The following is a 22,986-nucleotide window of genomic DNA, read 5'->3' as shown; positions in this document are numbered from 1 at the left end:
AGCACGCTCACTCCCACAGGATGGAGTCAACCGACCAGACGCAACCGAACCGGTTTTACCATTCAGAGCACCTTATCCAAGGTAATCGGAAACTCCCGCACGCGTTTGCCGGTGGCATGGTAGATCGCATTGGCAATGGCTGACGCCACCCCGACGATGCCGATCTCCCCGACGCCCTTGGAGCCCAGTTCGTTGACGATTTCGTCATTTTCTTCGACGAATACCACGTCGATGTCACCAATGTCGGCGTTCACCGGAATGTGATATTCCGCCAGGCTGTGGTTCATGAACCGCCCCAGGTTGTGATCGGTCTGGGTTTCTTCCTGCATCGCCTGACTGATCCCCCACACCACACCACCGAGAATCTGACTACCAGCGGTCTTGGGATTGACCACCCTACCCGCTGCCACAGCGCTGACTACTCGATTGACCCGGATGCTGCCCAGATCCTCATCGACCAGCACTTCGACGAATACCGCCGAGTGGGTCGCCGTGGCGTAGCCGTTACGTTTCTCGTCGGGTTCGGCATCGATCTGCACTTCGAGCATCTCGTGGGAAGACTCGCGGACGATATCGGCGTACGCGAACCGCTGATCCTGAACGATCAGATAGCCGTCGCCAAAACCCACTTCTGCCATGTCTACCACCGCAAACTGCGGATGGGCCATGCGCACCGCGTCCAGCAGTTTGGCGCGCAGGGCACGGCAGGCTTGCTGTACCGCCGTACCGACCGACGACACGGTAAATGAACCGCCCTGCAACGGCGCGGTAGGCAGAGAAGAGTCGCCCAGCACGAACGTCACATCATCCGGCATCACACCCGCCGCTTCGGCAGCGATCTGCACCATGACCGTGTAGGTGCCGGTGCCGATATCCGTCGTTGCGCTGCTGACGGTCAGCTTGCCGTCGCCGTCGATGCTGGCCTTGGCGCTGGCCTTCATCTGCATGGCCTCCCATACGCCGCCCGCCATGCCCCAACCGACCAACTGCCGTCCGTTGCGCATGCTGCGGGGTTCGGGATTGCGCTGGCTCCAGCCAAAACGCCCGGCGCCCTGCTCATAGCAAGCGCGCAACTCCTTGCTGGAATACGGTTTGTCTTCGTTGCCGTTACGTTCGGCGAAGTTGATCACCCGCAGTTGCACCGGATCGATACCTGCCGCGCTGGCCAATTCGTCCATGGCACATTCCAGCCCGACCATGCCCGAGGCGGCGCCGGGCGCGCGCATGTCCAGCGGGGTGTAGACGTCGAGGGGCGCCAGCTTATAAGTCAGCTGCACGTTGTCGCATTGATAGAGCATGCCGCTCCACTCGACCACGTGCTCGGTGAAATCCTCGAAACGCGAGGTCTGGCCAATGACATCGTGACCGACCGCGACCAATTTGCCGTCTGCCGTCGCGCCCAGTCTCAAATGCTGCAGCGTGTTCGGCCGATAGCCAAAGGTGAACATCTGCTGGCGGGTCAACGTCACCCGCACCGAACGCTTCAGATGCAACGCCGCCATTACCGCCAGTGGCAGCTGATATTGCGGACGCAGGCCCGAGCCGAATGCGCCGCCAACGAACGCGGCGAAGATGCGAATCTTCTCCTTGTCGAGCTCGAACACCTTGTGCAGATAGTCCTGACAGTTCTGCGGGCCCTGGGTCTTGTCATGAATATGCAGGCTACCGTCGTCCTGATAAATCACGGTCGAGGCATGGGGCTCCATCGGGTTGTGGTGCTCGTTGGGCGTGCTGTAATGCGCGTCGACGGTGAACGCCGCGCCCGCAAACCCTGCCTGAAAGTTGCCCCTTGGCTTGGGGGTTTCAGCCGGTGCCGTGTGGGCAGTGGCCTGAGCGGCAGTCAGACTGGTCTCATGTGCGTCAGCCTGATACTCGACGCGGATCAGCGAACCCGCATAGCGCGCCAGCTCCAGGCTATCGGCCACCACCAATGCCAATGGCTGCCCGCTGTACAGCACACGGTCGTTGTAAAAAAGAGGACGAAACGGCGAGCCTTCGGCGGAGTCGGCGTCCTCGTAATTCTTGTCGTAGCTGGCAACGTGTGGGCGATTGGTGTGATCGATGACCGCCACCACCCCCGGCACTTGCAGCGCTGCCGAGGTGTCGATGCTGAGGATGCGGCCACAGGCGATGGTGCTGGAGACGACGCTGCCCTGCAGCAGCCCCATCTGCGGGTACTCACCTGCATAGCGGGCCTGGCCAGTCACTTTGAGCAGGCCGTCCACACGATCCAGCGGCTGACCGACCGGTGAGTTTTTGCCCGGCGGAAACATTTTCGCATTCATCAGGCATTCCCTCCCACAGCGGCGTCACTCAAGGCGCGAACGATCGCGCGGCGTGCCAGTTTGATCTTGAAAGCGTTGTGCTCAAGGGGTTGAGCGTCGCGGAGCATGGCATCTGCTGCGGCGACGAAATTCTCCCGCGACACCGGTTTGCCTTTGAGCAACTGTTCGACCGCCTTGTCGCGCCACGGCTTGTGCGCCACCCCGCCCAGCGCCAGACGCACGTCCTTGATGACATCGCCGTCCAGTTCGAGAGCGGCAGCCACCGAAACCAGCGCGAAGGCGTAAGAAGCGCGATCACGAATTTTCAGGTAATGGCTGTGCTGCCGGAATCGCGCAGACGGCAACTCGATGGCGGTGATCAGTTCGTCGTCAGCCAGTTGGTTGTCACGCTCGGGCGCGTCGGCGGGCAGGCGATGAAAGTCAGCGAACTCGATGGTGCGCTTGCCCGCGCGCCCTTCCACATGAACCACCGCTTCGAGGGCCGCCAGGGCGACACACATGTCGGAGGGGTGGGTCGCGACGCATTCGCTGCTGGCGCCGAGGATCGCGTGGATGCGGTTCAGCCCGTCTTTCGCCGGGCATCCGGAGCCAGGCTCACGTTTGTTGCAGGGCACCGTCGAGTCATAGAAGTAATAGCAACGCGTGCGCTGCAGCAGATTGCCGCCGGTGCTGGCCATGTTGCGCAGCTGTGGCGAGGCCCCGGCGAGTACCGCCTGGGACAACAACGGGTAGCGACTTTCCACAAGAGGATGCCAGGCCAGGTCGGCGTTGCTCACCAACGCGCCGATCATCAAGCCGCCGCTGGCGGTTTCTCGCACTTCCTTGAGAGGCAGGCCGGTGATGTCGATCAGGTGTTCTGGGCGGGCGATGTTTTCTTTCATCAGGTCCAGCAGATTGGTGCCGCCGGCTATGAAACGGCTGGCCGGACCGACCAGATTGACCGCCTGACTGACGTCGGCAGGCTTGCTGTAGCTGAACGGATTCATGATTGGCGCCCTCCCTGGTCAGGTGCGGAGTCCAATTGCGGCAGAACCTCAACCACTGCTGCGCGAATGTTGCTGTATGCGCCGCAACGGCAGAGGTTGCCGCTCATCAGCTCTTTGATTTCGTCGTCAGTCTTCGCCCGACCCTAATTCGCCAGCCCCACCGCCGAGCAGATCTGCCCCGGCGTGCAGTAACCGCACTGAAATGCATCGTGCTTGATGAAGGCCCGCTGCATCGGATGCAGAGCATCGCCGTCTGCCAGCCCTTCGATAGTGGTAAGTTCAGCACCGTCGCACATGATCGCCAGGGTCAGGCAGGCGTTGATGCGCTTGCCGTCGCGCAATACGGTGCAAGCGCCGCACTGGCCGTGGTCGCAGCCTTTCTTGGTGCCGACCAGATCCAGCTGTTCGCGCAGCAAGTCCAGCAGCGTGGTCCAGGGCTGTACATCCAGCTGTCGGGGTTGGCCGTTGAGCGTCAGGGCAATGGAATGCTCTGCGAAAGCCTGTGGGTTCGTCGCACTCATGGGAAAGCCTCACGGTTGGTACTCATCAGCGCAGTTGATCCGCGTCTATGGGGTTACGACTGGCGGGTTTTGGCAATCGTTCAGGGATTTTGATGAGCGAACGCGGGAGTTTGGTGTGGGGATCGGTTGTCGATGACCGCTCACCGATCAACGCCAGCAGCCATTGCGGCGGGACGCTGGTATGATGCGCGGCTTTTTTGCGACTGGCAGCCTATGTGCAGCGAATTTATGCGAGTGTTTCGGCGGCTGTGCTTTGCTGTTACCAGTCGATTTCATTAATGGCGCGATGCGTCACCGGGGAGCCACACATGTTGGAGCGGCTGTTTCATCTCAAGGCACATGACACCAATGTGCGCACCGAAATCCTGGCCGGGGTCACGACGTTCCTCGCCATGGCCTACATCCTGTTCGTCAACCCGAGCATCCTCGGCGAGACCGGCATGGACAAGGGCGCCATCTTTGTCGCGACCTGTCTTGCAGCTGCGATTGGCTCGGCGGTCATGGGCCTGATCGCCAATTACCCGATCGCGCTGGCACCCGGCATGGGCCTGAACGCCTTCTTCACCTACACCGTGGTCCTGCACATGGGTCACACCTGGCAAGTGGCGCTGGGTGCGGTGTTCATTTCGGCGGTGATGTTCTTCCTGCTCTCGATCTTTCGCATTCGCGAGTGGATCATCAACAGCATCCCGCTGCCGCTGCGTTCGGCCATCGCTGCCGGTATTGGCCTGTTCCTGGCGCTGATCGCCCTGCACAACGCCGAAATCGTCGTCAGCAACCCGGCGACCATGGTCGGTCTGGGCGATCTGGCCAAGCCCGCACCGATCCTCGCGGCGCTGGGTTTCGCCCTGATCGTTGCGCTGGAAGCCTTGAAAGTGCGTGGCGCGGTGCTGATCGGCATCCTCGCCGTGACCATCGTGTCGATCGTGCTGGGCTTTTCGCCGTTCGGCGGCGTGGTCTCGATGCCGCCATCGCTGGCGCCGACATTCCTGCAGCTGGACATCGCGGGCGCGCTGAACATCGGCCTGGTGAGCGTGATCTTCTCCTTCCTCTTCGTTGATCTCTTTGACAATTCGGGCACCCTGATCGGCGTCGCCAAGCGCGCGGGCCTGATGGGCAAGGACGGCCACATGCCGAAAATGGGCCGCGCCCTGATCGCCGACAGTACCGCGGCCATGGCCGGCTCGCTGCTGGGCACCTCGACGACCACCAGTTACATCGAATCAGCTGCGGGCGTGAGCGCCGGGGGTCGCACCGGTCTGACCGCCATCGTGGTGGCCGTGCTGTTCCTGCTCGCATTGTTTTTTGCACCACTGGCAGGCAGCGTTCCGGCATTCGCCACGGCCCCTGCCCTGCTGTTCGTGGCGGTGCTGATGGCCTCGGGCCTGGCGGAAATCAACTGGGACGACATTACCGAAGCCGCTCCCGTGGTGATCACCGCACTGGCCATGCCGTTTACCTATTCCATCGCCACCGGCATCGCTTTTGGTTTCATTTCCTGGACAGTGATCAAGTTGATGTCGGGCCGCGGCCGTGAGCTGAATTCGGCGCTGGTGGTGCTGTCGATCCTGTTCGTGATCAAGTTGGGCTTTTACCCATGAGTTCTACGTTCGACCCCGCAAACTACAGCCAGCAGCTCGATGAAAAGGCCGAGCGTTTGCGCGAGCTGCTCAAGCCATTCGACGCACCAGAGCCTGAAGTTTTCGACTCGCCGCAGGAGCATTACCGCCTGCGCGCGGAGTTTCGCCTATGGCGCGACGAGGGCAAGCGCCATTACGCGATGTTCACGCCGGGCGACAAGTACACGCCGATCCTGATCAACGATTTCCCTATCGCAAGCGTGCAGATCAACGCGCTGATGCCGCTCTTGCGTGATCGCTGGGAGGCCAGCAAGACGCTCAATCACAAGTTGTTCCAGGTGGACTTTCTGACCACCCTGGCGGGCGATGGCATGATCACCCTGTGCTACCACCGTCCACTGGACGACGCCTGGCAGCTGGAAGCCGAGCAACTGGCCGCCGACCTCGACGTCAGCATCATCGGTCGCTCCAAGGGCCAGCGTCTGGTGATCGGTCGCGATTACGTCACCGAAAAGCTGGAAGTCGCGGGGCGCACCTTCAGCTATCGCCAACCGGAAGGCGCGTTCACCCAGCCAAACGGCACCGTGAACCAGAAAATGCTGACCTGGGCCTATGAAGCCTTGGGCGAGCGGGACGATGACCTGCTGGAGCTGTATTGCGGCAACGGCAACTTCACCCTGCCGCTGGCGACCCGCGTGCGCAAAGTGCTGGCGACCGAGATCAGCAAGACCTCGGTGAACGCTGCCCTGAGCAACTTGGCGGACAACGCTGTGGATAACGTTTCGCTGGTGCGCCTGTCGGCCGAAGAGCTGACCGAAGCGCTGAATGACGTGCGTCCGTTCCGCCGACTGGCCGGTGTCGATCTGAAAAGCTACGACTTCGGCAGCGTGTTCGTCGATCCGCCCCGGGCGGGGATGGACCCGGATACCTGCGAGCTGACCCGGCGTTTCGAGCGCATCCTGTACATCTCCTGCAACCCGGAGACGCTGGCCGCCAACATCGCTCAACTGCACGACACCCATCGGGTCGAGCGCTGCGCGCTGTTCGACCAGTTTCCGTATACGCACCATATGGAGTCGGGGGTGTTGCTGGTTCGGCGCTGAACCGACACCCGCAACACCACGCCTGATCGTTCCCGCCCTGGGTGGGAACGATCAACCTCTGTGGGAGTGAGCTTGCTCACGAAGGCGTCGGCATGTTCAACATGGTTCGTGAATGTGTGATGTCGCTGTCGTGAGCAAGCTCGCTCCCACAGGTTTTGCAGCGCGCATTGGATTGAGCGCTAAGAGCGTCGCCCAGATGCCCCGAGTCCAGTGCGCTGTGACGCAGACCGTCAACCAATGCGTTCCCATGCGGAGCGTGGGAACGATGAATGTCATTCATCCACGCACAACGGTAATATTTCCCACCGCTCATCATTAAATTTCTGACAGTAAGAGGCATATACCTCCTTACACGTGTATAACAGTCGGCCGTCTTTCGCTCCGATGGATGTCCCGCCTTGAGCTCCGAAACGCCTGCCTCATCTTCCGAATCTGCATCTGGAAGCGCCCTCAAGCAGCCCGGTTTTTTTGCCTTTCTGAGTGCTCGTCTCGCTGCCGTCTTTGCCATGCAGATCCAGGCTGTCGTGGTCGCCTGGCAAGTCTATGACATGACCCGCAGCCCGATTTCCCTGGCGTATGTGGGGCTGGCGCAGTTCATACCAATGCTGTTGTTGCTGATGCCTGCCGGCGATCTGATCGACCGCTACGACCGCAAACTGATCCTCACCATCAGCTGGACCGTGCAAGCGGTGTGCAGCCTGATGCTGATGCTGTTTTCCGTCACTCATCACCAGGACACCCGACTGATCTATGCGACCCTGGCCCTGTTCGGCTGCGCCCGCGCCTTCACCGGCCCGGCCCTGCAAAGCCTGTTGCCCCAGGTGGTACCGAGGGAAAAGCTCGCCTCGGCAATCGCCACCAACAGCATGATCATGCGCATCGCGACCATCGCCGGGCCGCTGGTCGGTGGCGGACTGTACGCGGCGGGCGGCGGCGGGCTGACGTACGCAGTGTGCATGGCCAGCTTCATCGCAGGCGTGCTGCTGCTGATCCGTGTGCCGGTGCTCTACGCCGGGAAGAAACAGATTCTCGAATCCACGGCCTGGAAACGCTTCACTGCGGGGATCGCCTTCATCCGCTCGCGGCCGATCATCCTTGGCACCATTTCCCTGGACCTGTTCGCCGTACTGCTGGGTGGCGTGGTGGCGCTGCTGCCAATCTATGCCCATGAAGTGCTGCACCTCGGGCCCCAGGGTCTCGGGGCTCTGCGCAGTGCCATGAGTCTGGGTGAAGTCGGCACCGGTCTGTACCTGAGCGTGCGGCCATTCGACCGACACGTCGGCATGGTGATGTTCATCGCCGTTGCGGTGTTTGGTCTGGCCAACCTGGTGTTCGCCTTGTCCACGCTGTTCTGGCTGTCGTTGCTGGCGCTGATGATTGCAGGCGCGGCGGACATGGTCAGTGTCTACATTCGCTCGACACTGGTGCAGTTCTCCACGCCCGACGACATGCGCGGCCGGGTGAACGCGGTGAACATGCTGTTCATCGGTTCTTCAAACGAGCTGGGCGAATTCCGCGCCGGCAGCAGCGCTGCACTGTTCGGCGCAGTACCGGCTGCGGTTCTCGGCGGGTTGTGTACGTTGGGGGTGGTGGGTACCTGGATGTGGGGCTTCAAACCGCTGCGCCAGGTAAACCACTTTGCCGATGCTTCACCTGCGCAAGTGACCGAAAAGCAGACAGTGCGGGTATGACCAATCCCCTGAGCCGTCCGGTCGTATGTTGCTCGACGGCGTGAGTCGGGCAGCCACATAGTCCAGCAGCGGCTGCACTCGGCAGGTTTTTCCGGTTTCTAATATGCGCCAGTTTTGTAGGAAATAAACGCCCACGACGTAGGGCCGTTCTGAATTCGCTGTAACCCTCCCTCCACCCATCGAAAGCCCCCTGCCCTTTTCCTATCCTCGCGCCCTCACGCATGTTCAGGGACAGGAAAATGGCATCCGCAGGCAAGCCGTATGTGTTCATCAACGACCAGTTTCAGCACTATCCGATCATCAAGGCGCAGTTAGGCGGCGGCGCCAAGTTCGACCACCTCAATCGCCATTTGTATAACACCATGGTCATGCCGGGCCAACTCATGGTGGTTGGCGACGAATCGGCGCCGCGAGTGTCGCCCGAAGAAGCGGAAATGATGAGGCTCGCTTTCGGGACTCATCACTCGCTGTTCCAGAACCAGGCCCGGGCCGACGGCGACATCATCAAGAACTACGACCTCCTCCAACACATGCTTGGCTACGGCTCACTGGGAATCGGCGCCGCCACTGGCAGTTGGGAAAAACACCTCAGAGGCGTAGAAGCCACCCTGCAAGACATCGAACAGCTGTATCAACTTGCCCTCAAACGCGGCACCCCTATCGCACGGCAGGAGTTCATCAACCAACGCCGCGTGCTCTTCGCCAAACTCGACACTCAACTCAAAGGCATCGCCCACTGGGGCACCGGCCTGCGCAACGACGGCTCTATCAGGAAAATGCTGGGAATATCGACGAAGAGCTATCTGCACAATCAGGAAATTCGCGGGTATACGCAGCGGCTGGCGCATATTGCCAAAGCTTCGAAGTTGCTGAGAGCGGGGACGCCGATTGGGGTTGGGTTGAATGCGTGGTCGTCTTATCTGGAGATACAGGAGGCTTGTTCGTTGGCGCGGCAGGACGCGTGTACGCGGGCTAAGTTTGTAGAAGGCTCGAAGTTGGTGGGCGGTGTTGGCGGGGGGTATGCAGGAGGCCTTGCAGGTACGTATGCCTGCTTTTTGGTATTGGGCGCCTTAACCGGGCCTGGCGCATTAGCTTGCATGATCGTAGGGGCGGCAGTTGTAGGGTACGGCGGCGGCCTGGGCGGTGAAAAGTTCGGGGAATTAATTGGCACGACCCTCTATGAATGGAGGGGTAACAATGCGGATTGAAGTATGGTGGGCATTCATCAACATGGGGAGCTTGCTTATAAACATGTTCTTCGGAATCTATTGTCTACACGCTCCACTCGAGAAGAGCGAGGCGCTTCTGCACGATGTAAAATTCGTCTCCCGGCTCACAAGCTTCTTCGGAGGAAGTTTGTTCGGCAGGCAAGCCAGACTGAACGCAATCTCAATGGTTATCATGATGCCCAACGTTATGCAGAGGCGCGGCGAAATCTCACGCGAAGCGTATTTGAGATTACCCACCTCACTCAAACTACAAATACGTGCTCTATATTTCCTCACTTTCGCAAACTGCCTGGGAATGGCATGTTTTTATTTTCTTAGGAATTGAATATCGCTTCATTGGCGAGCCAACCAAGCGCCCACCAAGGAACCTGATGAATCCATGAGTTAGACTGCTCGATTGCTGATACAGGGCATCGCGCCTCACGGTCGTCAAGCCAAAACTCCAGTCAAACGCAACAACAGCATTAGACATAGCCATGCAACCGAAACGATCTGACTCTGAAACCTGGGCACTGTTTTCCATCGTAACTGCGCTGTTAGTTCATAGCATCAGCGTCACTTCTTTTTCAAAAAACGCCTGACATCGATAGAATTTTATCTTGCCGAGATAGACACTATTTGTATTCATCAATGGTTTTGGGGGGATAGTCGCTTCGGGAGGAGAATGCGTAGATCCTTCATTGCAATGATCGTGATGTTTCCTGGTCGTTTCAAAAAACAAGAAATCATCCCCCGTTATCAAATTGAAAAGCTCCCCACCGGCGTACGACTCTGGGTCATCTTTATCTGGTTTTCAGAGATCGTCTTGTTTTCGCCCTATTCGGCTTTGCCATTTCTCGGCATTTGTAGCAGAGACCGTAACAGTCTGGCTTGCCGAGGGTCGCGATCATGAAAACGACTCCGCTGATAAGCCGGACTGCTTCGTGATGCGCATCGCAGAACTACGGCCGCCTTAAACCGTCCAAAAGCCCTCAACGTCTACACTTCCTACACGACTAAAAGAGGATTCTCCCCATGCTCTGGAAAAAAGGACGTCGCAGTGACAACGTCGTCGATGCGCGCGACGACGCCGGTGGCGGAGGCGGGATGCGTATTGGCGGCAAGGGCCTGGGGATTGGCGGGATTGTGATCATCGTCGCGATCGGTCTGTTGACCGGGCAGGACCCGATGCAGATTCTCGGGCAAATCGCCGGCCAGATGGGCACGCAGCAAACCAGCGCAGTCAGTCCTCAGACGCGCCAGGCGCCGCCGGCCAACGACGAACAGGCAGATTTCGTGCGGGCGATTCTCGGCGATACCGAAGACACTTGGGGCCAGATCCTTCAGCAGGGTGGGCGGCAGTACAAGAACCCGACGCTGATTCTCTTCCGCGGCCAGGTGCAGTCGGCCTGCGGTTTTGCCTCCTCTGCCAGCGGACCGTTCTATTGCCCGGCCGACCAACGCGTGTATCTGGACATGGAGTTCTTCCGCGAGATGAGCCAGCGCTTCAAGGCGGCCGGGGATTTCGCCCAGGCTTACGTGATTGCGCATGAAGTGGGCCATCATGTGCAGACCTTGCTCGGGGTTTCGGCTAAAGTTGACGCCGCCCGCCAGCGCGGTATGCGCATGGAGGGTGACAACGGTCTGCTGGTGCGTCAGGAGTTGCAAGCTGACTGCCTTGCCGGCGTTTGGGCCAATAACGCACAAAAGCGTTTGAACTGGCTCGAGCCCGGTGATATTGAAGAGGCGCTGAATGCGGCGAATGCCATTGGCGACGACCGTTTGCAGCAACAAGGCCAGGGGCGTGTAGTGCCGGACTCGTTCACTCACGGCACGTCTGCCCAGCGGGTTCGCTGGTTCAAGACAGGTTTTGCCCAGGGACAAATCAACCAATGCGATACATTCGCCGCCAAGAGCCTCTGATCACATGATGAAACCGCTTCCGATCCTGTTGTTGGGCACCCTGATGAGCGTCACTGCTCATGCTGCGGATCAGGCGGTCAAATCCATCAGCCCCGACCGGCTGCTGATCAACGGAACGTCTCAGGCCACGCTGGGCCTGAGCCAGAGTTGGGTACGACCCAGCCCGCAGATTCAGCGGGTTGTCATTGTTTTCCATGGCCGTCTGCGCAATGCCCAGACCTACCTGCGCAGTGTCGAGCGCGCAGCCAACCAGTCCAAGCAACGACCCAAGACCTTGCTGATAGCACCGCAATTTCTCGATGAAAAGGACATTACCGCGCATCATTTGCCGGAAACGGTGCTGCGCTGGCACACCAATGACTGGATGGCGGGCGACAAATCCCTGGGCGCCAAGCCGATCAGTTCGTTCGTGGTCATCGACCATATCCTCAAGCGCCTGAGCGACAGCAAGCTGTTCCCGAACCTGAAAGAGATCGTGATTGCCGGTCACTCTGGCGGTGCGCAGGTGGTGCAGCGCTACGCGATGATCGGCGGCAAGGAAGATGCGCTGCTGAAGAAGGAAGGCATCAAGCTGCGTTACGTGATCGCCAACCCCTCGTCGTATGCATATTTCGACGCAACCCGCCCCATGCCGGTGGACGCCGCGACCTGTCCGGGCTTCGACACCTGGAAGTACGGCATGAACAAACTTCCGGCGTATGCGGGCAAAGAGACGCCAGCGGAGCTGGAAGCGGCCTATGTGAAGCGGGACATCACTTACTTGCTGGGTGAGCAGGACACCGACCCCAACCATCCGGCGCTGGACAAGGACTGTGGCGCCGAAGCGCAGGGGCCGTACCGCCTGGTGCGCGGGCATAACTTCTTCGATTACCTGACCAAGCGCCATCCGGAAGGCTTGAATCAGCGTCTGATCGAAGTCAAGGGTGTAGGCCACAACGGCGATGCAATGTTCACCTCGCCTGAAGGGCAGACCGCCTTGTTCAAGGGGGACTGAGAACAGCTTCCCCGACGCAACGCACAGGCCTGTGGGAGTGAGCTTGCTCATGAAGGCGTAGTGTCAGCCTCGAATGTGCTGGCTGACATCCCATTCGTGAACAAGCACGACGCAACGCACAGGCCTGTGGGAGTGAGCTTGCTCACGAAGGGGTAGTGTCAGCCACGAATGTGCTGGCTGACATCCCATTCGTGAACAAGCACGATGCAACGCACAGGCTTGGGGGTGTGAGCTTGCTCACGAAGGCGTAGTGGTAGCCACAAATGTGCTGGCTGACATCCCATTCGTGAGCAAGCTCACTCCCACAGGTTCGGTGTTCCAATCAGGTTGATTCGAGCTTGCTCACGAAGGCGTAGTGTCAGCCACGAATGTGCTGGCTGACATCCCATTCGTGAGCAAGCTCACTCCCACAGGTTCGGTGTTCCAATCAGGTTGATTCAAGCTTGCTCACGAAGGCGTAGTGTCAGCCACGAATGTGCTGGCTGACATCCCATCCGTGAGCAAGCTCACTCCCACAGGTTCGGTGTTCCAATCAGGTTGATTCAAGCTTGCTCACGAAGGCGTAGCGTCAGCCACGAATGTGCTGGCTGACATCCCATTCGTGAACAAGCTCACTCCCAAAGGTTCGGTGTTTCAGTCAGGTCGATTTGCCGTCCTGCAGCATCTTGCGCAACGCCACACAATCGTCTGCATGCCAATCGGTCAGCTCGGGCCATGGGTTCTCTGGCAGATTGACCAGCACGGTGTGGGTCCCGGCGGCCTTTCCGCACGCCAGGTCGAACCGGTAATCGCCCACCATTACCATCTGCGCAGGTTCCACCTTCCAGGCATGGGCCAGTTTAAGCAAGCCGCCCGGATCAGGCTTCGGCGGTGCTTCGTCGCGACCCAGTACATCTTCCACATCGAAGCAATCGGCAATGCCGATAGCCTCAAGCGTGACGTGGGCCAGTTCCCTGGCATTGCGGGTGAGGATGCCCAGCCGATAGCCGCGCCCGGCCAGCTCTCGCACCAACTCGATGGCACCGACGGCGGGTTTGGACGCCACGGCCAGTTCGCGCTCGTGTTCCAGCAACCACGCGTGTTTGGCCGCGGCGACATCGGCAGGCAACGCGGCCAGATGACCGAGAATATCGTCTTCCTGCGGAATGCTCAGCGCGCGTTTGATGGCGGGAAAGTCATGCACGGCGATGGTCAGGGTGCCGTCCATGTCGAACACCCAGTGGCGCAGTTGCGTCAGGCTCATTCCCAGTCCTTGCGATGGCGGATCAAACCTTCCTGACTCACCGACGCCACGAGCTTGCCGGCGCGATTGTAGACGCTGCCGCGCGAAAACCCACGAGAGTTACCGGCCCACGGGCTGTCCATCGCGTAAAGCAGCCAATCATCGGCGCGCAGTTCGCCGTGGAACCACAGTGAGTGGTCGAGGCTGGCGATCTGCATGTCTTTCTGCCAGACGGTTTTGCCGTGGGGCAGCAGTGAGGTGGGCAGCAGGTTGAAGTCCGAGGCGTAGGCGAGCATGTATTTGTGCAGCGCGGGGATGTCCGGCAGGGCGCCGTCGGCGCGGAACCAGACGTACTTCACCGGATCGGTCGGGTTGGGGTTGTAGGGGTCGAGCTCGGTGACCGGGCGACACTCGATCGGTTTCGGGCACAGTAGCTTGTCTTTCAGGTGCTCCGGAATCAGGTGCGCGCGCTGACGCATGAGTTCGAGTTCCGATGGCAGATGCTCAGGCCCGACGACTTTCGGCATCTGACTCTGATGCTCAAAGCCTTCCTCGTCGTATTGAAATGACGCGCTGCAGGTGAAGATCGGGTTGCCCTTCTGGATCGCCGTCACGCGGCGGGTGCTGAAACTGCCGCCATCGCGCACGCGATCGACGTGGTAGACCACCGGCAGATGCGCATCGCCCGGGCGCAGGAAATAGCCGTGCAACGAGTGAACATGGCGCTCGTCTTCGACGGTCTTGCTCGCCGCCGACAGCGACTGTCCGAGCACCTGCCCGCCAAACAGCTGGCGGAAGCCAAGGTCCTGGCTGCGTCCACGGAAGAGGTTTTCTTCGATTGGCTCCAGGCTCAACAGCGACACCAGATCATCCAGCACATGGCTCATTCAGGGTTCCTCACACACGGCAATCACACACAAAGTCCCACCACGGCGCCGAACGGCGGCGCACAGGGGTTTGGGCGAGATAATACAGGTCTTTGACGCTCGCTTCCCGCCAATCACAGGGTCGCGAGCCATTGCTTGCGGTTGATGCGGTACAGTACGTGCGGCCGCAACGGATGGTCCTCGGGCAGATTGGGATGGTCGAAATCGTCGACCGAATCGGTGTGCATGCCGATCGCCTGCATGACCTTTTGCGAGGGCAGATTACTCAACGCCGTGAAGGAGACGATCTGCTCCAGCTCGAGGTGTTCGAAGCCGCAGCCCATCACGGTCCAAGCCGCTTCGCTGGCGTAACCCAGCCCCCAATGCTCTTTCGCCAGGCGCCAGCCGATTTCCACTGCCGGGGTGAACGCTGCGTTGAAACCCACCATACACAGCCCGGTGAAGCCGATGAACTCGCGGGTGTCCTTGCGCTCCAGCGCCCACAGGCCAAAACCGTATTCGGCGAAATGGCCGCGAACGCGTCCGATCAGCTTGGCGCTCTCCAGGCGTGTCAGTGGATGCGGGAAGTAACGCATGACCTGTGGATCGGCGCACATGTGCGCAAAAGCTGGCAAATCATCATCCCGCCACTGACGCATCAACAAGCGTGGGCTGTTGAGCTCAAGTATCGGTTCCATTGAACATCTCCCCTGCCCCGCTCCTCAAATGGCTCGCCAGCTTTAACAGCGCCGCCCATATCAAGGCCCAGTCAAATCGCTGTGCCCAGGCAGCCATTGCTGGCAAGATTGCCCTTCGAACCCAATACGTACGCACTATGTCCCTGCCGCTCATCTACCATGAAGATTACAGCCCGGCGTTTCCACCCGAACATCGCTTCCCGATGGATAAATTCCGCCTGCTGCATGACCACCTTATCGACAGCGGCTTGACCACAGATGCTCAACTGTTTCGCCCACAGGTTTGTCCGGACGACATTCTCGCGCTGGCCCACGACCCTTCCTACATCCGTCGCTATATGGACGGCGAGCTCTGCCGCGAGGATCAGCGCCGGTTGGGCCTGCCCTGGAGCGAGGATCTGGCCCGACGTACGGTGCGCGCCGTGGGCGGTTCGTTGCTGACGGCGGAAAAGGCCCTGCAACACGGGCTGGCCTGTCACCTTGCTGGTGGCACTCACCACGCGCACTACGACTACCCCGCCGGGTTCTGCATCTTCAACGATCTGGCCATCATCAGCCATTACTTGCTGCAGAGCGGCCAGGTGGACCGGGTGCTGATCTTCGACTGCGACGTGCACCAGGGCGACGGCACCGCGCGGATTCTCGAACACACCGAAGATGCGATCACCGTGTCGCTGCATTGCGAGAAAAACTTCCCCGCGCGCAAGGCCCAGAGCGACTGGGACATTCCGCTGCCGAGGGGCATGGGTGACGATGATTATCTGAAAGTAGTCGATGACACGCTCAATTACCTGCTGCCGCTGTACCGACCCGATCTGGTGCTGTATGACGCCGGGGTCGATGTGCACAAGGATGACGCGTTGGGTTATCTGCAATTGACCGACGAAGGCGTGGCACGGCGTGACGAAGCAGTCATGCGGCATTGTCTGGGGCGAGACATTCCGGTAATGGGGGTCATTGGCGGCGGGTACAGCAAGGATCGGGAGGCGCTGGCGCGGCGGCACGGGATCTTGCATCACAGTGCGCAGCGGGTCTGGGTGACGGAAGGACTTTAAAGGTGATGCGCAGCCTGGGGCGAGCTTGCTCGCGAATGGGGGTACAACCCAAACATGTTGAATGCCCGACATTCAGCCTTCATGAGCAAGCTCACTCCCATAGTGGATGAGCGGTTGATCGACTCTGGACGTTACCCACATTCGCTGTGGAACCACCTGTGGATAACCTGAGCGCAAGGCTACAGACCCTATATAACCCAAGGCCTGCAGGCAGCTGTACGTTTTTTGCTCAATAGTTTTCCACAGGTCGCTCGTTCGTCACGAGGCTCGGGTAGAATGCGCGACCCACTTCAATGATCCGCAGCTTGCCCATGACTTCAGCCTCCTCCCCGCTCGTACAGACAGTCGCCATCATCGGAGGGGGTCCGGCCGGGTTGATGGCGGCCGAAGTGCTGAGTCAGGCGGGTTTCAAGGTCGACCTCTACGACAGCATGCCCTCGGTCGGTCGCAAATTCCTGCTGGCTGGGGTCGGTGGCATGAATATCACCCACTCGGAGGCGTACCCTGCGTTTCTGTCGCGCTACGCCGAACGCGCGCCGATCATCGCCCCACTGCTGCGTGGCTTCGGCGCCGAGGCCTTGTGCGAGTGGATTCATGGCTTGGGCATCGAAACCTTCGTCGGCAGTTCAGGCCGGGTATTTCCGACGGATATGAAAGCCGCGCCGCTGCTGCGTGCCTGGCTCAAGCGTCTGCGTGATGCCGGGGTGGTTATTCACACCCGTCATCGCTGGCTGGGTTGGAACGCGGACAACAGCCTGCGCATGGCCAGCCCCGAAGGCGAATTGAGCATCGCGCCCGCCGCCACCTTGCTGGCGCTCGGTGGCGCCAGTTGGGCACGTCTCGGCTCGGATGGCGCCTGGTTGCCTCTGCTCGAACAACACGGCGTGCAGATCGCGCCACTCCAACCTGCCAACTGCGGGTTTGAAGTTTCGGCCTGGAGCGAGTTGTTGCGCAGCAAGTTTGCAGGCGCCCCGCTGAAAAACATTGCCATGGGCCTGAAAGGCCAGCAGCTGCGGCTGGGTGAGTGCGTGCTGACACAGACAGGTGTCGAGGGCAGTCTGGTCTATGCGTTGTCGGCGCAGATTCGGGAAGCGATCAACCAATCTGGCTCGGCCACCGTCGAGATCGATCTGCTGCCGGGCAAACCTCTGGCCGATGTACAGAAGGCGCTCGGCAAACCTCGTGGCTCGCGCTCGATATCCAAGCATCTGCACAGTCAGTTGGGCATAGACGGGGTCAAGGCCGCCTTGTTGCGCGAGCTGGCGCCTGCCGGGGCATTTGCAGATCCGACACTGCTTGCCAAGGCCGTTAAATTTCTGCCGCTGACGCTGATCAGACCGCGCCCGCTGGACGAGGCGATCAGTACCGCTGGCGGGGTGACGTTCGAGGCGATGGACGAACGCCTGATGCTCAGGGCGCTACCTGGCGTGTTTTGCGCCGGCGAGATGCTGGACTGGGAAGCGCCCACAGGGGGCTATCTGCTGACAGCCTGCTTCGCCAGCGGACGCGCGGCGGGGTTGGGGACGGTGGAATGGTTGCGCGGTCTGCCAGCCGCGTAGCCACTGGCAGGAGTGCGCTTGCCCGCGATCTGCTGCAAAGCAGCAGTAAACCCGGACACCTCGGTTGCATCAGACACACCGAATGCACCGGGTCTGCTGCCAGTTCCTGGCAGATCGCGGGCAAGCGCGCTCCTGCAGGATCTAACCGCTGACTCACGCCACCCGATCAATCCGTGGCTCGAGCGCCTGTACCGATTCCGGTTTTTCCACAGGCGGCTTGGCTATGGTCGGCTTGCTCACGAAGCGCTTACCGAGTTCGTAGCCCCTCATCTCGATGTATTTGTGGGCGAACGCTGCCACCGCCACCGAAAGCACCGTCACGAACACTACATAAACGTTATTGCCCAGCATCGAGCCGGTATCCATGAATCGTTGCCCCGCGATCATGGGTGCCAACGTCAGGCCGGTCACTTTCTGCCCCACGATGAAAACCGTCGACAGGCAAAACAGCAAAGCCGCGTGAGTCATGTAGATCGAGTACGAGAGCTTGCCCAGCAGAACGAACACACCAGTCTTGAGAAACGTCGAAACCAGCCCACCCTCGAACGCGAACAGCAGCACCAGCACGCAAAACGCCAGGCTGCCGATGGGCGAGCGATTATCGAAGTCATTCATCACGATCCAGTACGTCGCGTACATCATGGCGCATTCGAGCAGGGTCGCCAGCCAGGGCCTGGCCGCCCACTTATCACGAATCATCAGGTACACCACGTAGGTGATGTTGCCCGCGAAGAAGCAGGACAACCCGAGCATCGCGCGTTCCACCAGCGGTTCGTTCTCGGAAAAGATCAGCACGAAGGCCACCACCGATATGGCTGCGAAGGCGAGAAAACGATTCCTCATGGACAACATGCACAAGGCACCGAACAGCATATAGATGTAGAACTCGATGCTGATGGTCCAGGACGGGTAGTTGAACGACATGGTGTCGGTGAGCGTGGTCCACGCCTGCACCAGCAGCAGATTAGGCAGGATTTCCTCGGGAGCGAACGTTCCGGTGAATGGCACGTTGTTCAGCTGAAAGCCGTTTTCGTAGACGATCCAGCGCGCCGCTTCGAACAGGATGAAGAATGCGAGCATGACCAGATGCAGCGGATAGAGGCGGAAGACGCGAGAGATGAAGAAGGACTTGAATGAAAGATTCGGTTTCATGCCGTAGGTATGGGCCAGAACGAACCCGCTGAGCACGAAGAAGAAATTGAGCAACACCTCGTCTCGTCGAAAGAATGGCAGTTGGATGAACGTATCGACGACATGCAGATGAAAGAACACGACCAGCAATGCGCAGATCCCCCTGAAACTGTCGAGTGTGGTGAATCGCTGAACAGGTTTCATAACGCAACTTCCGTTCTGGTTAAAAAAATCCCGCCCTGATGGTCGAGGATGGAGCCCGTACACGGTATTTCGTTCGCTGCGCCCTAGACAGTTGAAATATTTCATCCGTGATACACATAAGGCGGGAAAGTTGACGCCAGCTTTTCACGACAGTGACTTAACAGTCACCAACGGACCCCCAAGTCCTGTAACGTCAAGAAAATGGCTATCCGCTTTCGCAGGAGCAGACCCCTGCTCTATCCAAAAGATTTCCCTTGCCCAGCCCCCCGTTGCCGCGACCGCCATTTCCCGACATTCGTTTCAGATTTCCGCGCTCTGGCCGATGCACTCCTGCATTTAATAGTTTCGCTGGCCTCTATAAAAACAACCCTCCAGCTGACGACTTCGAAAAATGGACCTTCTGGAGAACTGAAATGAAGAGCTGGTTCGCGAATATCAGCGTCAATATGAAACTGGCCTTAGGGTTCGGTGTTGTACTTGTTTTTACTGCCTTGCTTGCACTTATCGGCTGGACCAGCCTGGGTAACATGACTTTCCGCAGCGATCGCGTGGCGGACATCATGAAGCTCAGCAACAAATTGACCGACCTGCGCATCACGCGCTTGCAGTACATGATCAGCAACGGTGACGAAGCCGTTGCGCAGAACGTGCAGACCGCTCTGGACGCCTTCAAGGCGCAGCAGCAATACCTGCAGAGCACGTTCAGCAATCCGGTAAACGTTGAACCAATCAGGGCACTGGGCGAGCAGATCCGTGCTTACGAAACTTCGCTGAACAAAATGCGTGACGGCTACCGGACCAGCACCAAGGTGCGCGCTGACATGGGCGTGGACGCCGTGAAGGCTGCCGAGCTGATCGCGGCCATCAACGATGACGTGATGAAGCTGGACCCGACCGACGAGCGCCGCTTCGCCCAGTACCAGGCCGCCATCAAGGCCAGGGAAGACGTGATGCTGGTGCGCTACGAAGTTCGCGGCTACACCGCCAACCCCAACGCCAAGACCGAGGACGCCGCCTCACGTCAGCTGGCCAGCGCCATCAGCGGTCTGGAGCCGCTCAATGCCATGTTCGGCAGCTCCCAGGCCGAACGTCTGAAGCAACTGGAAACTTCTCTGATCGGCTATCGCACGTCAGTGCAGGGCTTCAAGGTGGCCAACGACAACATCAACACTGCACGCGCAGAGATGACGGACGAAGGCGCGGCCATCGTCAAACTCAACCAGCAGTTGGTCGACTTGCAGACCTCGCTGGGCGACGCCGATACCCGTCAGGCTCGCACGCTGCAGATCGGCGGCACCTTGCTCGCGCTGGTCTTCGGTGCATTGGCGGCGCTGATCATCACGCGCCAGATCACCCGTCCGCTTCAGGAAACCCTGACAGTGGTCGACCGCATCGCCAGCGGCGATCTTACTCATGACCTGATCGTGACCCGTCGCGACGAACTCGGCGTGCTGCAAACCGGCATCCAGCGCATGGGCGCCACCCTGCGCGACCTGATCGGCGGGATTCGCGACAGCGTCACCCAGATCGCCAGCGCTGCCGAAGAACTGTCTGCAGTCACCGAACAGACCAGCGCCGGGGTCAACAGCCAGAAAGTGGAAACCGACCAGGTCGCCACGGCCATGCACGAAATGTCGGCTACGGTGCACGAAGTCGCACGCAATGCCGAGCAGGCGTCGGTTGCCGCATCCGATGCCGACAAGCAAGCCCGCGACGGCGACAAGGTAGTCGGTGAAGCGATCACGCAGATCGAGAAACTGGCCAGCGAAGTCGTACGCTCCACTAACGCCATGAGCGTGCTGGAGCAGGAAAGCGACAAGATCGGCAAGGTGATGGACGTGATCAAGGCGGTTGCCGAGCAGACCAACCTGCTGGCCCTCAACGCCGCCATCGAAGCGGCCCGCGCGGGTGAAGCCGGACGCGGTTTTGCCGTGGTGGCCGACGAAGTGCGTGGCCTGGCCCAACGCACCCAGCAATCGACCGAGGAAATCGAAGGCCTGGTCGCCGCTTTGCAGAACGGCACGCGCCAAGTATCGGACATCATGCTCAGCAGCCGCGGCCTGACTGACAGCAGCGTCGCCCTGACGCGCAAGGCCGGTATTTCGTTGGAAAGCATCACCAACACCGTATCCAACATCCAGGCGATGAATCAGCAAATCGCGACCGCCGCCGAACAACAAAGCGCAGTGGCCGAAGAGATCAGCCGTAGCATTCTCAACGTGCGCGATGTGTCCGAACAGACCGCCGCCGCCAGCGAAGAAACCGCTGCCTCCAGCGTCGAACTGGCCCGCCTGGGCAACCAGTTGCAGATGCTGGTCAGCCACTTCAGGGTGTAAAGCAAAAAAGCCGTGCGGGGGGATTAATCACCTCGGCACGGCTTTTTGCTGTTGCCAGACGCCATAAAGAATGTACTTGAAGGGCCGGATGCAGACATCAACCGCACTATCCGCTCGATTCATCCGGCAATAGGGCAAGTAGGCAATAAGCTGTTCAAGCCAGACCCGCTGCTGGAAAACGCGCACATTCGAACAGAGATAGTCGCGTTGGTAACCCGTTTTCTGCGCTGAGAAACCGTTCAGCGTTTGGCACGCCGAACGGCTTCTCTAACGATTTTGAACGATCAGCTCGACAGCTGATTGGCGAACTGCCCCACCGCGCTGACCACCTTCTGCGCGCCATCCTGGATTTCCACGATCACCGATCCCGCCTCTGCCGCCAGTTCCAGGCCCTGTTGCGCCTGTTCCTTGCCGCTGATGATTACGCTCACCGCCTGCTCGGCCAGTTGCTGGTTCTGCTTGACCACACCGACGATTTCCACCGTGGCTTTACTGGTGCGTGAAGCGAGCTGCCGGACTTCATCGGCGACCACGGCAAAACCGCGACCCTGCTCACCGGCGCGGGCCGCTTCGATGGCGGCATTGAGCGCCAGCAGATTGGTCTGATCGGCGATGCTGCTGATGCTCTGGATAATCGAGCCGATCAGCTGCGACTGCTCGTCCAGCGCGGCGATGCGGTCGGCCGCCTGTTCCATGTGCCCGGCCAACTCACGCATGACCTCAACCGTCTGCTGGACCACCGCGGCACCCTTCTGGGCGCTGCCGTCGGTCTGCTGCGAGGTGGTGAAGGCGATGTTCGCGGCTTCGGCCACGGCGTTTTCACGATTGACTTGATCGGTAATGACCGTGGCGAACTTGACCACTTTGTACAGCCGATCATGGGCATCGGTAATCGGGTTGTAGGATGCTTCCAGCCAGACCACGCGACCGTGGCTGTCGATGCGCTTGAAGCGGCCGGCGACGAATTCCCCCCGGCGCAGCTTGTCCCAGAACGCCTGGTACTCGGGCGAGTTGTACTCCGTTGGTTCGCAGAATATGCGGTGGTGCTGGCCCTGGATCTTCGCGAGCGAGTAGTCCATCGAGCTTAGAAAACGCTCGTTGGCGGTCAGCACTTCGCCGTTGAGGTTGAACTCGATCACGGCGGTGGAACGTTGCAGCGCCTCGATCAGGTTTTCGTGCTCGCGGGAGTTCTCGATGGTGCGGGTCAGGTCGCTGGAGTGGACCGTGATGTAAGTCACCCGTCCACTGCTGTCGCGCACCGGCTGCAGAATCGAGCGCAGCCACGCCTCCTGACCATTGCCCCGTAGCAGACGCAGGGCACCGCTGAGGTGTTCGCCTCGGCTGATCGCGGTTTTCAGGCGTTGGTATAAATCCAGGCCTTTGACATGAGACGGGACCAGATCCTCGATCGACCGCCCGACCAGATCGGCATTTCGATAATGCATTTCCGTTTCGAAGTTACCGTTCACCGACTCGATACGGCCCTGCGGATCAAGACGCATGCCCAGCATTTCGCTGTCCAGGCTGCTTTTCACCTGTTCCACTGACGAAAGTTCTTCACGCAGGACAGCCAACTCTTGTTTGAGACGTTTATTGAACATGAACGGCGAACTTCCAAAGAGAG

The 22,986-nt window shown here is 59.8% G+C and carries 15 protein-coding genes and 4 pseudogenes; 10 read left to right on the top strand and 9 right to left on the bottom strand.

The features are described from left to right. Window positions 1-62: 62 nt before the first annotated feature. The 3 genes and pseudogenes from CE491_RS27540 to CE491_RS27530 form a co-directional block, all read right to left on the bottom strand. The gene (locus CE491_RS27540; RefSeq protein WP_110951489.1) at window positions 63-2,273 is read right to left on the bottom strand and encodes a xanthine dehydrogenase family protein molybdopterin-binding subunit; all 2,211 of its coding nucleotides are present in this window, start codon (window positions 2,271-2,273) and stop codon (window positions 63-65) included. Between the two features lie 11 nt (window positions 2,274-2,284). Beyond that, window positions 2,285-3,271 carry an FAD binding domain-containing protein gene (locus CE491_RS27535; protein WP_110951461.1) on the bottom strand — a complete coding sequence of 329 codons (987 nt, stop codon included), beginning with the start codon at window positions 3,269-3,271 and terminating at the stop codon, window positions 2,285-2,287. Further along, window positions 3,268-3,792: pseudogene (locus CE491_RS27530) on the bottom strand ((2Fe-2S)-binding protein). Before CE491_RS27530 ends, CE491_RS27535 begins: the two are co-directional and overlap by 4 nt. Before the next feature lie 308 nt (window positions 3,793-4,100). On the opposite strand from CE491_RS27530, the gene CE491_RS27525 reads away from it, so the two are divergent. The 6 genes from CE491_RS27525 to CE491_RS27495 all read left to right on the top strand — a co-directional run bounded on the left by CE491_RS27525 (window position 4,101) and on the right by CE491_RS27495 (window position 12,291). Continuing rightward, on the top strand, window positions 4,101-5,393 hold the full coding sequence (locus CE491_RS27525) for an NCS2 family permease (RefSeq protein WP_110951460.1): 1,293 nt from the start codon (window positions 4,101-4,103) through the stop codon (window positions 5,391-5,393). After that, complete coding sequence (gene trmA, locus CE491_RS27520; RefSeq protein ID WP_110951459.1) at window positions 5,390-6,475, top strand: tRNA (uridine(54)-C5)-methyltransferase TrmA; 1,086 nt, start codon at window positions 5,390-5,392, stop codon at window positions 6,473-6,475. Before CE491_RS27525 ends, trmA begins: the two co-directional genes overlap by 4 nt. A gap of 398 nt (window positions 6,476-6,873) precedes the next feature. Further along, window positions 6,874-8,166 carry an MFS transporter gene (locus CE491_RS27515; RefSeq protein WP_110951458.1) on the top strand — a complete coding sequence of 431 codons (1,293 nt, stop codon included), beginning with the start codon at window positions 6,874-6,876 and terminating at the stop codon, window positions 8,164-8,166. A 239-nt stretch (window positions 8,167-8,405) separates the two neighbouring features. Next, window positions 8,406-9,374: a hypothetical protein gene (locus tag CE491_RS27510; protein ID WP_110951457.1), complete on the top strand. Its 969-nt coding sequence runs from the start codon at window positions 8,406-8,408 to the stop codon at window positions 9,372-9,374. Between the two features lie 1,035 nt (window positions 9,375-10,409). Beyond that, on the top strand, window positions 10,410-11,297 hold the full coding sequence (gene ypfJ, locus CE491_RS27500) for a KPN_02809 family neutral zinc metallopeptidase (RefSeq protein WP_110951455.1): 888 nt from the start codon (window positions 10,410-10,412) through the stop codon (window positions 11,295-11,297). Window positions 11,298-11,301: 4 nt separating this feature from the next. Continuing rightward, complete coding sequence (locus CE491_RS27495) at window positions 11,302-12,291, top strand: hypothetical protein (RefSeq protein WP_110951454.1); 990 nt, start codon at window positions 11,302-11,304, stop codon at window positions 12,289-12,291. A gap of 637 nt (window positions 12,292-12,928) precedes the next feature. Here the strand turns inward: CE491_RS27495 and CE491_RS27490 are convergent. The 3 genes from CE491_RS27490 to CE491_RS27480 form a co-directional block, all read right to left on the bottom strand. Further along, window positions 12,929-13,534: an HAD family hydrolase gene (locus tag CE491_RS27490; protein ID WP_110951453.1), complete on the bottom strand. Its 606-nt coding sequence runs from the start codon at window positions 13,532-13,534 to the stop codon at window positions 12,929-12,931. Then, on the bottom strand, window positions 13,531-14,400 hold the full coding sequence (tesB, locus tag CE491_RS27485) for an acyl-CoA thioesterase II (RefSeq protein ID WP_110951452.1): 870 nt from the start codon (window positions 14,398-14,400) through the stop codon (window positions 13,531-13,533). Before tesB ends, CE491_RS27490 begins: the two co-directional genes overlap by 4 nt. Window positions 14,401-14,513: 113 nt before the next feature. Continuing rightward, window positions 14,514-15,077, bottom strand: a complete 564-nt coding sequence (locus tag CE491_RS27480) for a GNAT family N-acetyltransferase (protein WP_110951451.1) — start codon at window positions 15,075-15,077, stop codon at window positions 14,514-14,516. A 137-nt stretch (window positions 15,078-15,214) separates the two neighbouring features. Between CE491_RS27480 and CE491_RS27475 the strand changes: the two genes are divergently transcribed. Both CE491_RS27475 and CE491_RS27470 read left to right on the top strand, forming a co-directional pair. After that, window positions 15,215-16,132 (top strand): histone deacetylase family protein, encoded by a 918-nt coding sequence (locus CE491_RS27475; protein WP_110951488.1) that lies wholly within the window; start codon window positions 15,215-15,217, stop codon window positions 16,130-16,132. A gap of 311 nt (window positions 16,133-16,443) precedes the next feature. Then, the gene (locus CE491_RS27470; protein WP_110951450.1) at window positions 16,444-17,691 is read left to right on the top strand and encodes a TIGR03862 family flavoprotein; all 1,248 of its coding nucleotides are present in this window, start codon (window positions 16,444-16,446) and stop codon (window positions 17,689-17,691) included. 153 nt (window positions 17,692-17,844) lie between these two features. Here the strand turns inward: CE491_RS27470 and CE491_RS27465 are convergent, their stop codons facing one another. Next, window positions 17,845-19,026, bottom strand: a complete 1,182-nt coding sequence (locus tag CE491_RS27465; protein ID WP_199885269.1) for an acyltransferase family protein — start codon at window positions 19,024-19,026, stop codon at window positions 17,845-17,847. 413 nt (window positions 19,027-19,439) lie between these two features. On the opposite strand from CE491_RS27465, the pseudogene CE491_RS31415 reads away from it, so the two are divergent. Both CE491_RS31415 and CE491_RS31410 read left to right on the top strand, forming a co-directional pair. Beyond that, a pseudogene (locus CE491_RS31415) lies at window positions 19,440-20,459 on the top strand (methyl-accepting chemotaxis protein); the annotation flags it as partial. Window positions 20,460-20,498: 39 nt separating this feature from the next. Beyond that, window positions 20,499-21,362, top strand: coding sequence for a methyl-accepting chemotaxis protein (locus CE491_RS31410; RefSeq protein ID WP_407681377.1), 864 nt, complete (start codon window positions 20,499-20,501; stop codon window positions 21,360-21,362). A gap of 284 nt (window positions 21,363-21,646) precedes the next feature. Here the strand turns inward: CE491_RS31410 and CE491_RS31405 are convergent. Then, window positions 21,647-22,081: pseudogene (locus CE491_RS31405) on the bottom strand (methyl-accepting chemotaxis protein); the annotation flags it as partial. Window positions 22,082-22,186: 105 nt separating this feature from the next. After that, window positions 22,187-22,864: pseudogene (locus CE491_RS31400) on the bottom strand (PAS domain-containing protein); the annotation flags it as partial. Between the last annotated feature and the right edge of the window lie 122 nt (window positions 22,865-22,986).

It is taken from the genome of Pseudomonas bohemica (genome assembly GCF_002934685.1).
In the GTDB taxonomy this organism is placed as follows: Bacteria; Pseudomonadota; Gammaproteobacteria; order Pseudomonadales; family Pseudomonadaceae; genus Aquipseudomonas; species Aquipseudomonas bohemica.
Note: the sequence above shows the minus strand (reverse complement) of the source record. Positions and strands in the feature narration are given on the sequence as shown.

Excerpts from the sequence above, each read along its gene's own strand:
- CE491_RS31410 (WP_407681377.1), top strand. The coding sequence starts at position 20,499 with ATGGGCGCCACCCTGCGCGACCTGATCGGCGGGATTCGCGACAGCGTC.
- CE491_RS27535 (WP_110951461.1), bottom strand. The coding sequence starts at position 3,271 with ATGAATCCGTTCAGCTACAGCAAGCCTGCCGACGTCAGTCAGGCGGTC.
- CE491_RS27510 (WP_110951457.1), top strand. The coding sequence starts at position 8,406 with ATGGCATCCGCAGGCAAGCCGTATGTGTTCATCAACGACCAGTTTCAG.
- CE491_RS27495 (WP_110951454.1), top strand. The coding sequence starts at position 11,302 with ATGATGAAACCGCTTCCGATCCTGTTGTTGGGCACCCTGATGAGCGTC.
- CE491_RS27490 (WP_110951453.1), bottom strand. The coding sequence starts at position 13,534 with ATGAGCCTGACGCAACTGCGCCACTGGGTGTTCGACATGGACGGCACC.
- ypfJ (WP_110951455.1), top strand. The coding sequence starts at position 10,410 with ATGCTCTGGAAAAAAGGACGTCGCAGTGACAACGTCGTCGATGCGCGC.
- tesB (WP_110951452.1), bottom strand. The coding sequence starts at position 14,400 with ATGAGCCATGTGCTGGATGATCTGGTGTCGCTGTTGAGCCTGGAGCCA.
- trmA (WP_110951459.1), top strand. The coding sequence starts at position 5,390 with ATGAGTTCTACGTTCGACCCCGCAAACTACAGCCAGCAGCTCGATGAA.
- CE491_RS27480 (WP_110951451.1), bottom strand. The coding sequence starts at position 15,077 with ATGGAACCGATACTTGAGCTCAACAGCCCACGCTTGTTGATGCGTCAG.
- CE491_RS27475 (WP_110951488.1), top strand. The coding sequence starts at position 15,215 with ATGTCCCTGCCGCTCATCTACCATGAAGATTACAGCCCGGCGTTTCCA.
- CE491_RS27470 (WP_110951450.1), top strand. The coding sequence starts at position 16,444 with ATGACTTCAGCCTCCTCCCCGCTCGTACAGACAGTCGCCATCATCGGA.
- CE491_RS27540 (WP_110951489.1), bottom strand. The coding sequence starts at position 2,273 with ATGTTTCCGCCGGGCAAAAACTCACCGGTCGGTCAGCCGCTGGATCGT.
- CE491_RS27465 (WP_199885269.1), bottom strand. The coding sequence starts at position 19,026 with ATGAAACCTGTTCAGCGATTCACCACACTCGACAGTTTCAGGGGGATC.
- CE491_RS27525 (WP_110951460.1), top strand. The coding sequence starts at position 4,101 with ATGTTGGAGCGGCTGTTTCATCTCAAGGCACATGACACCAATGTGCGC.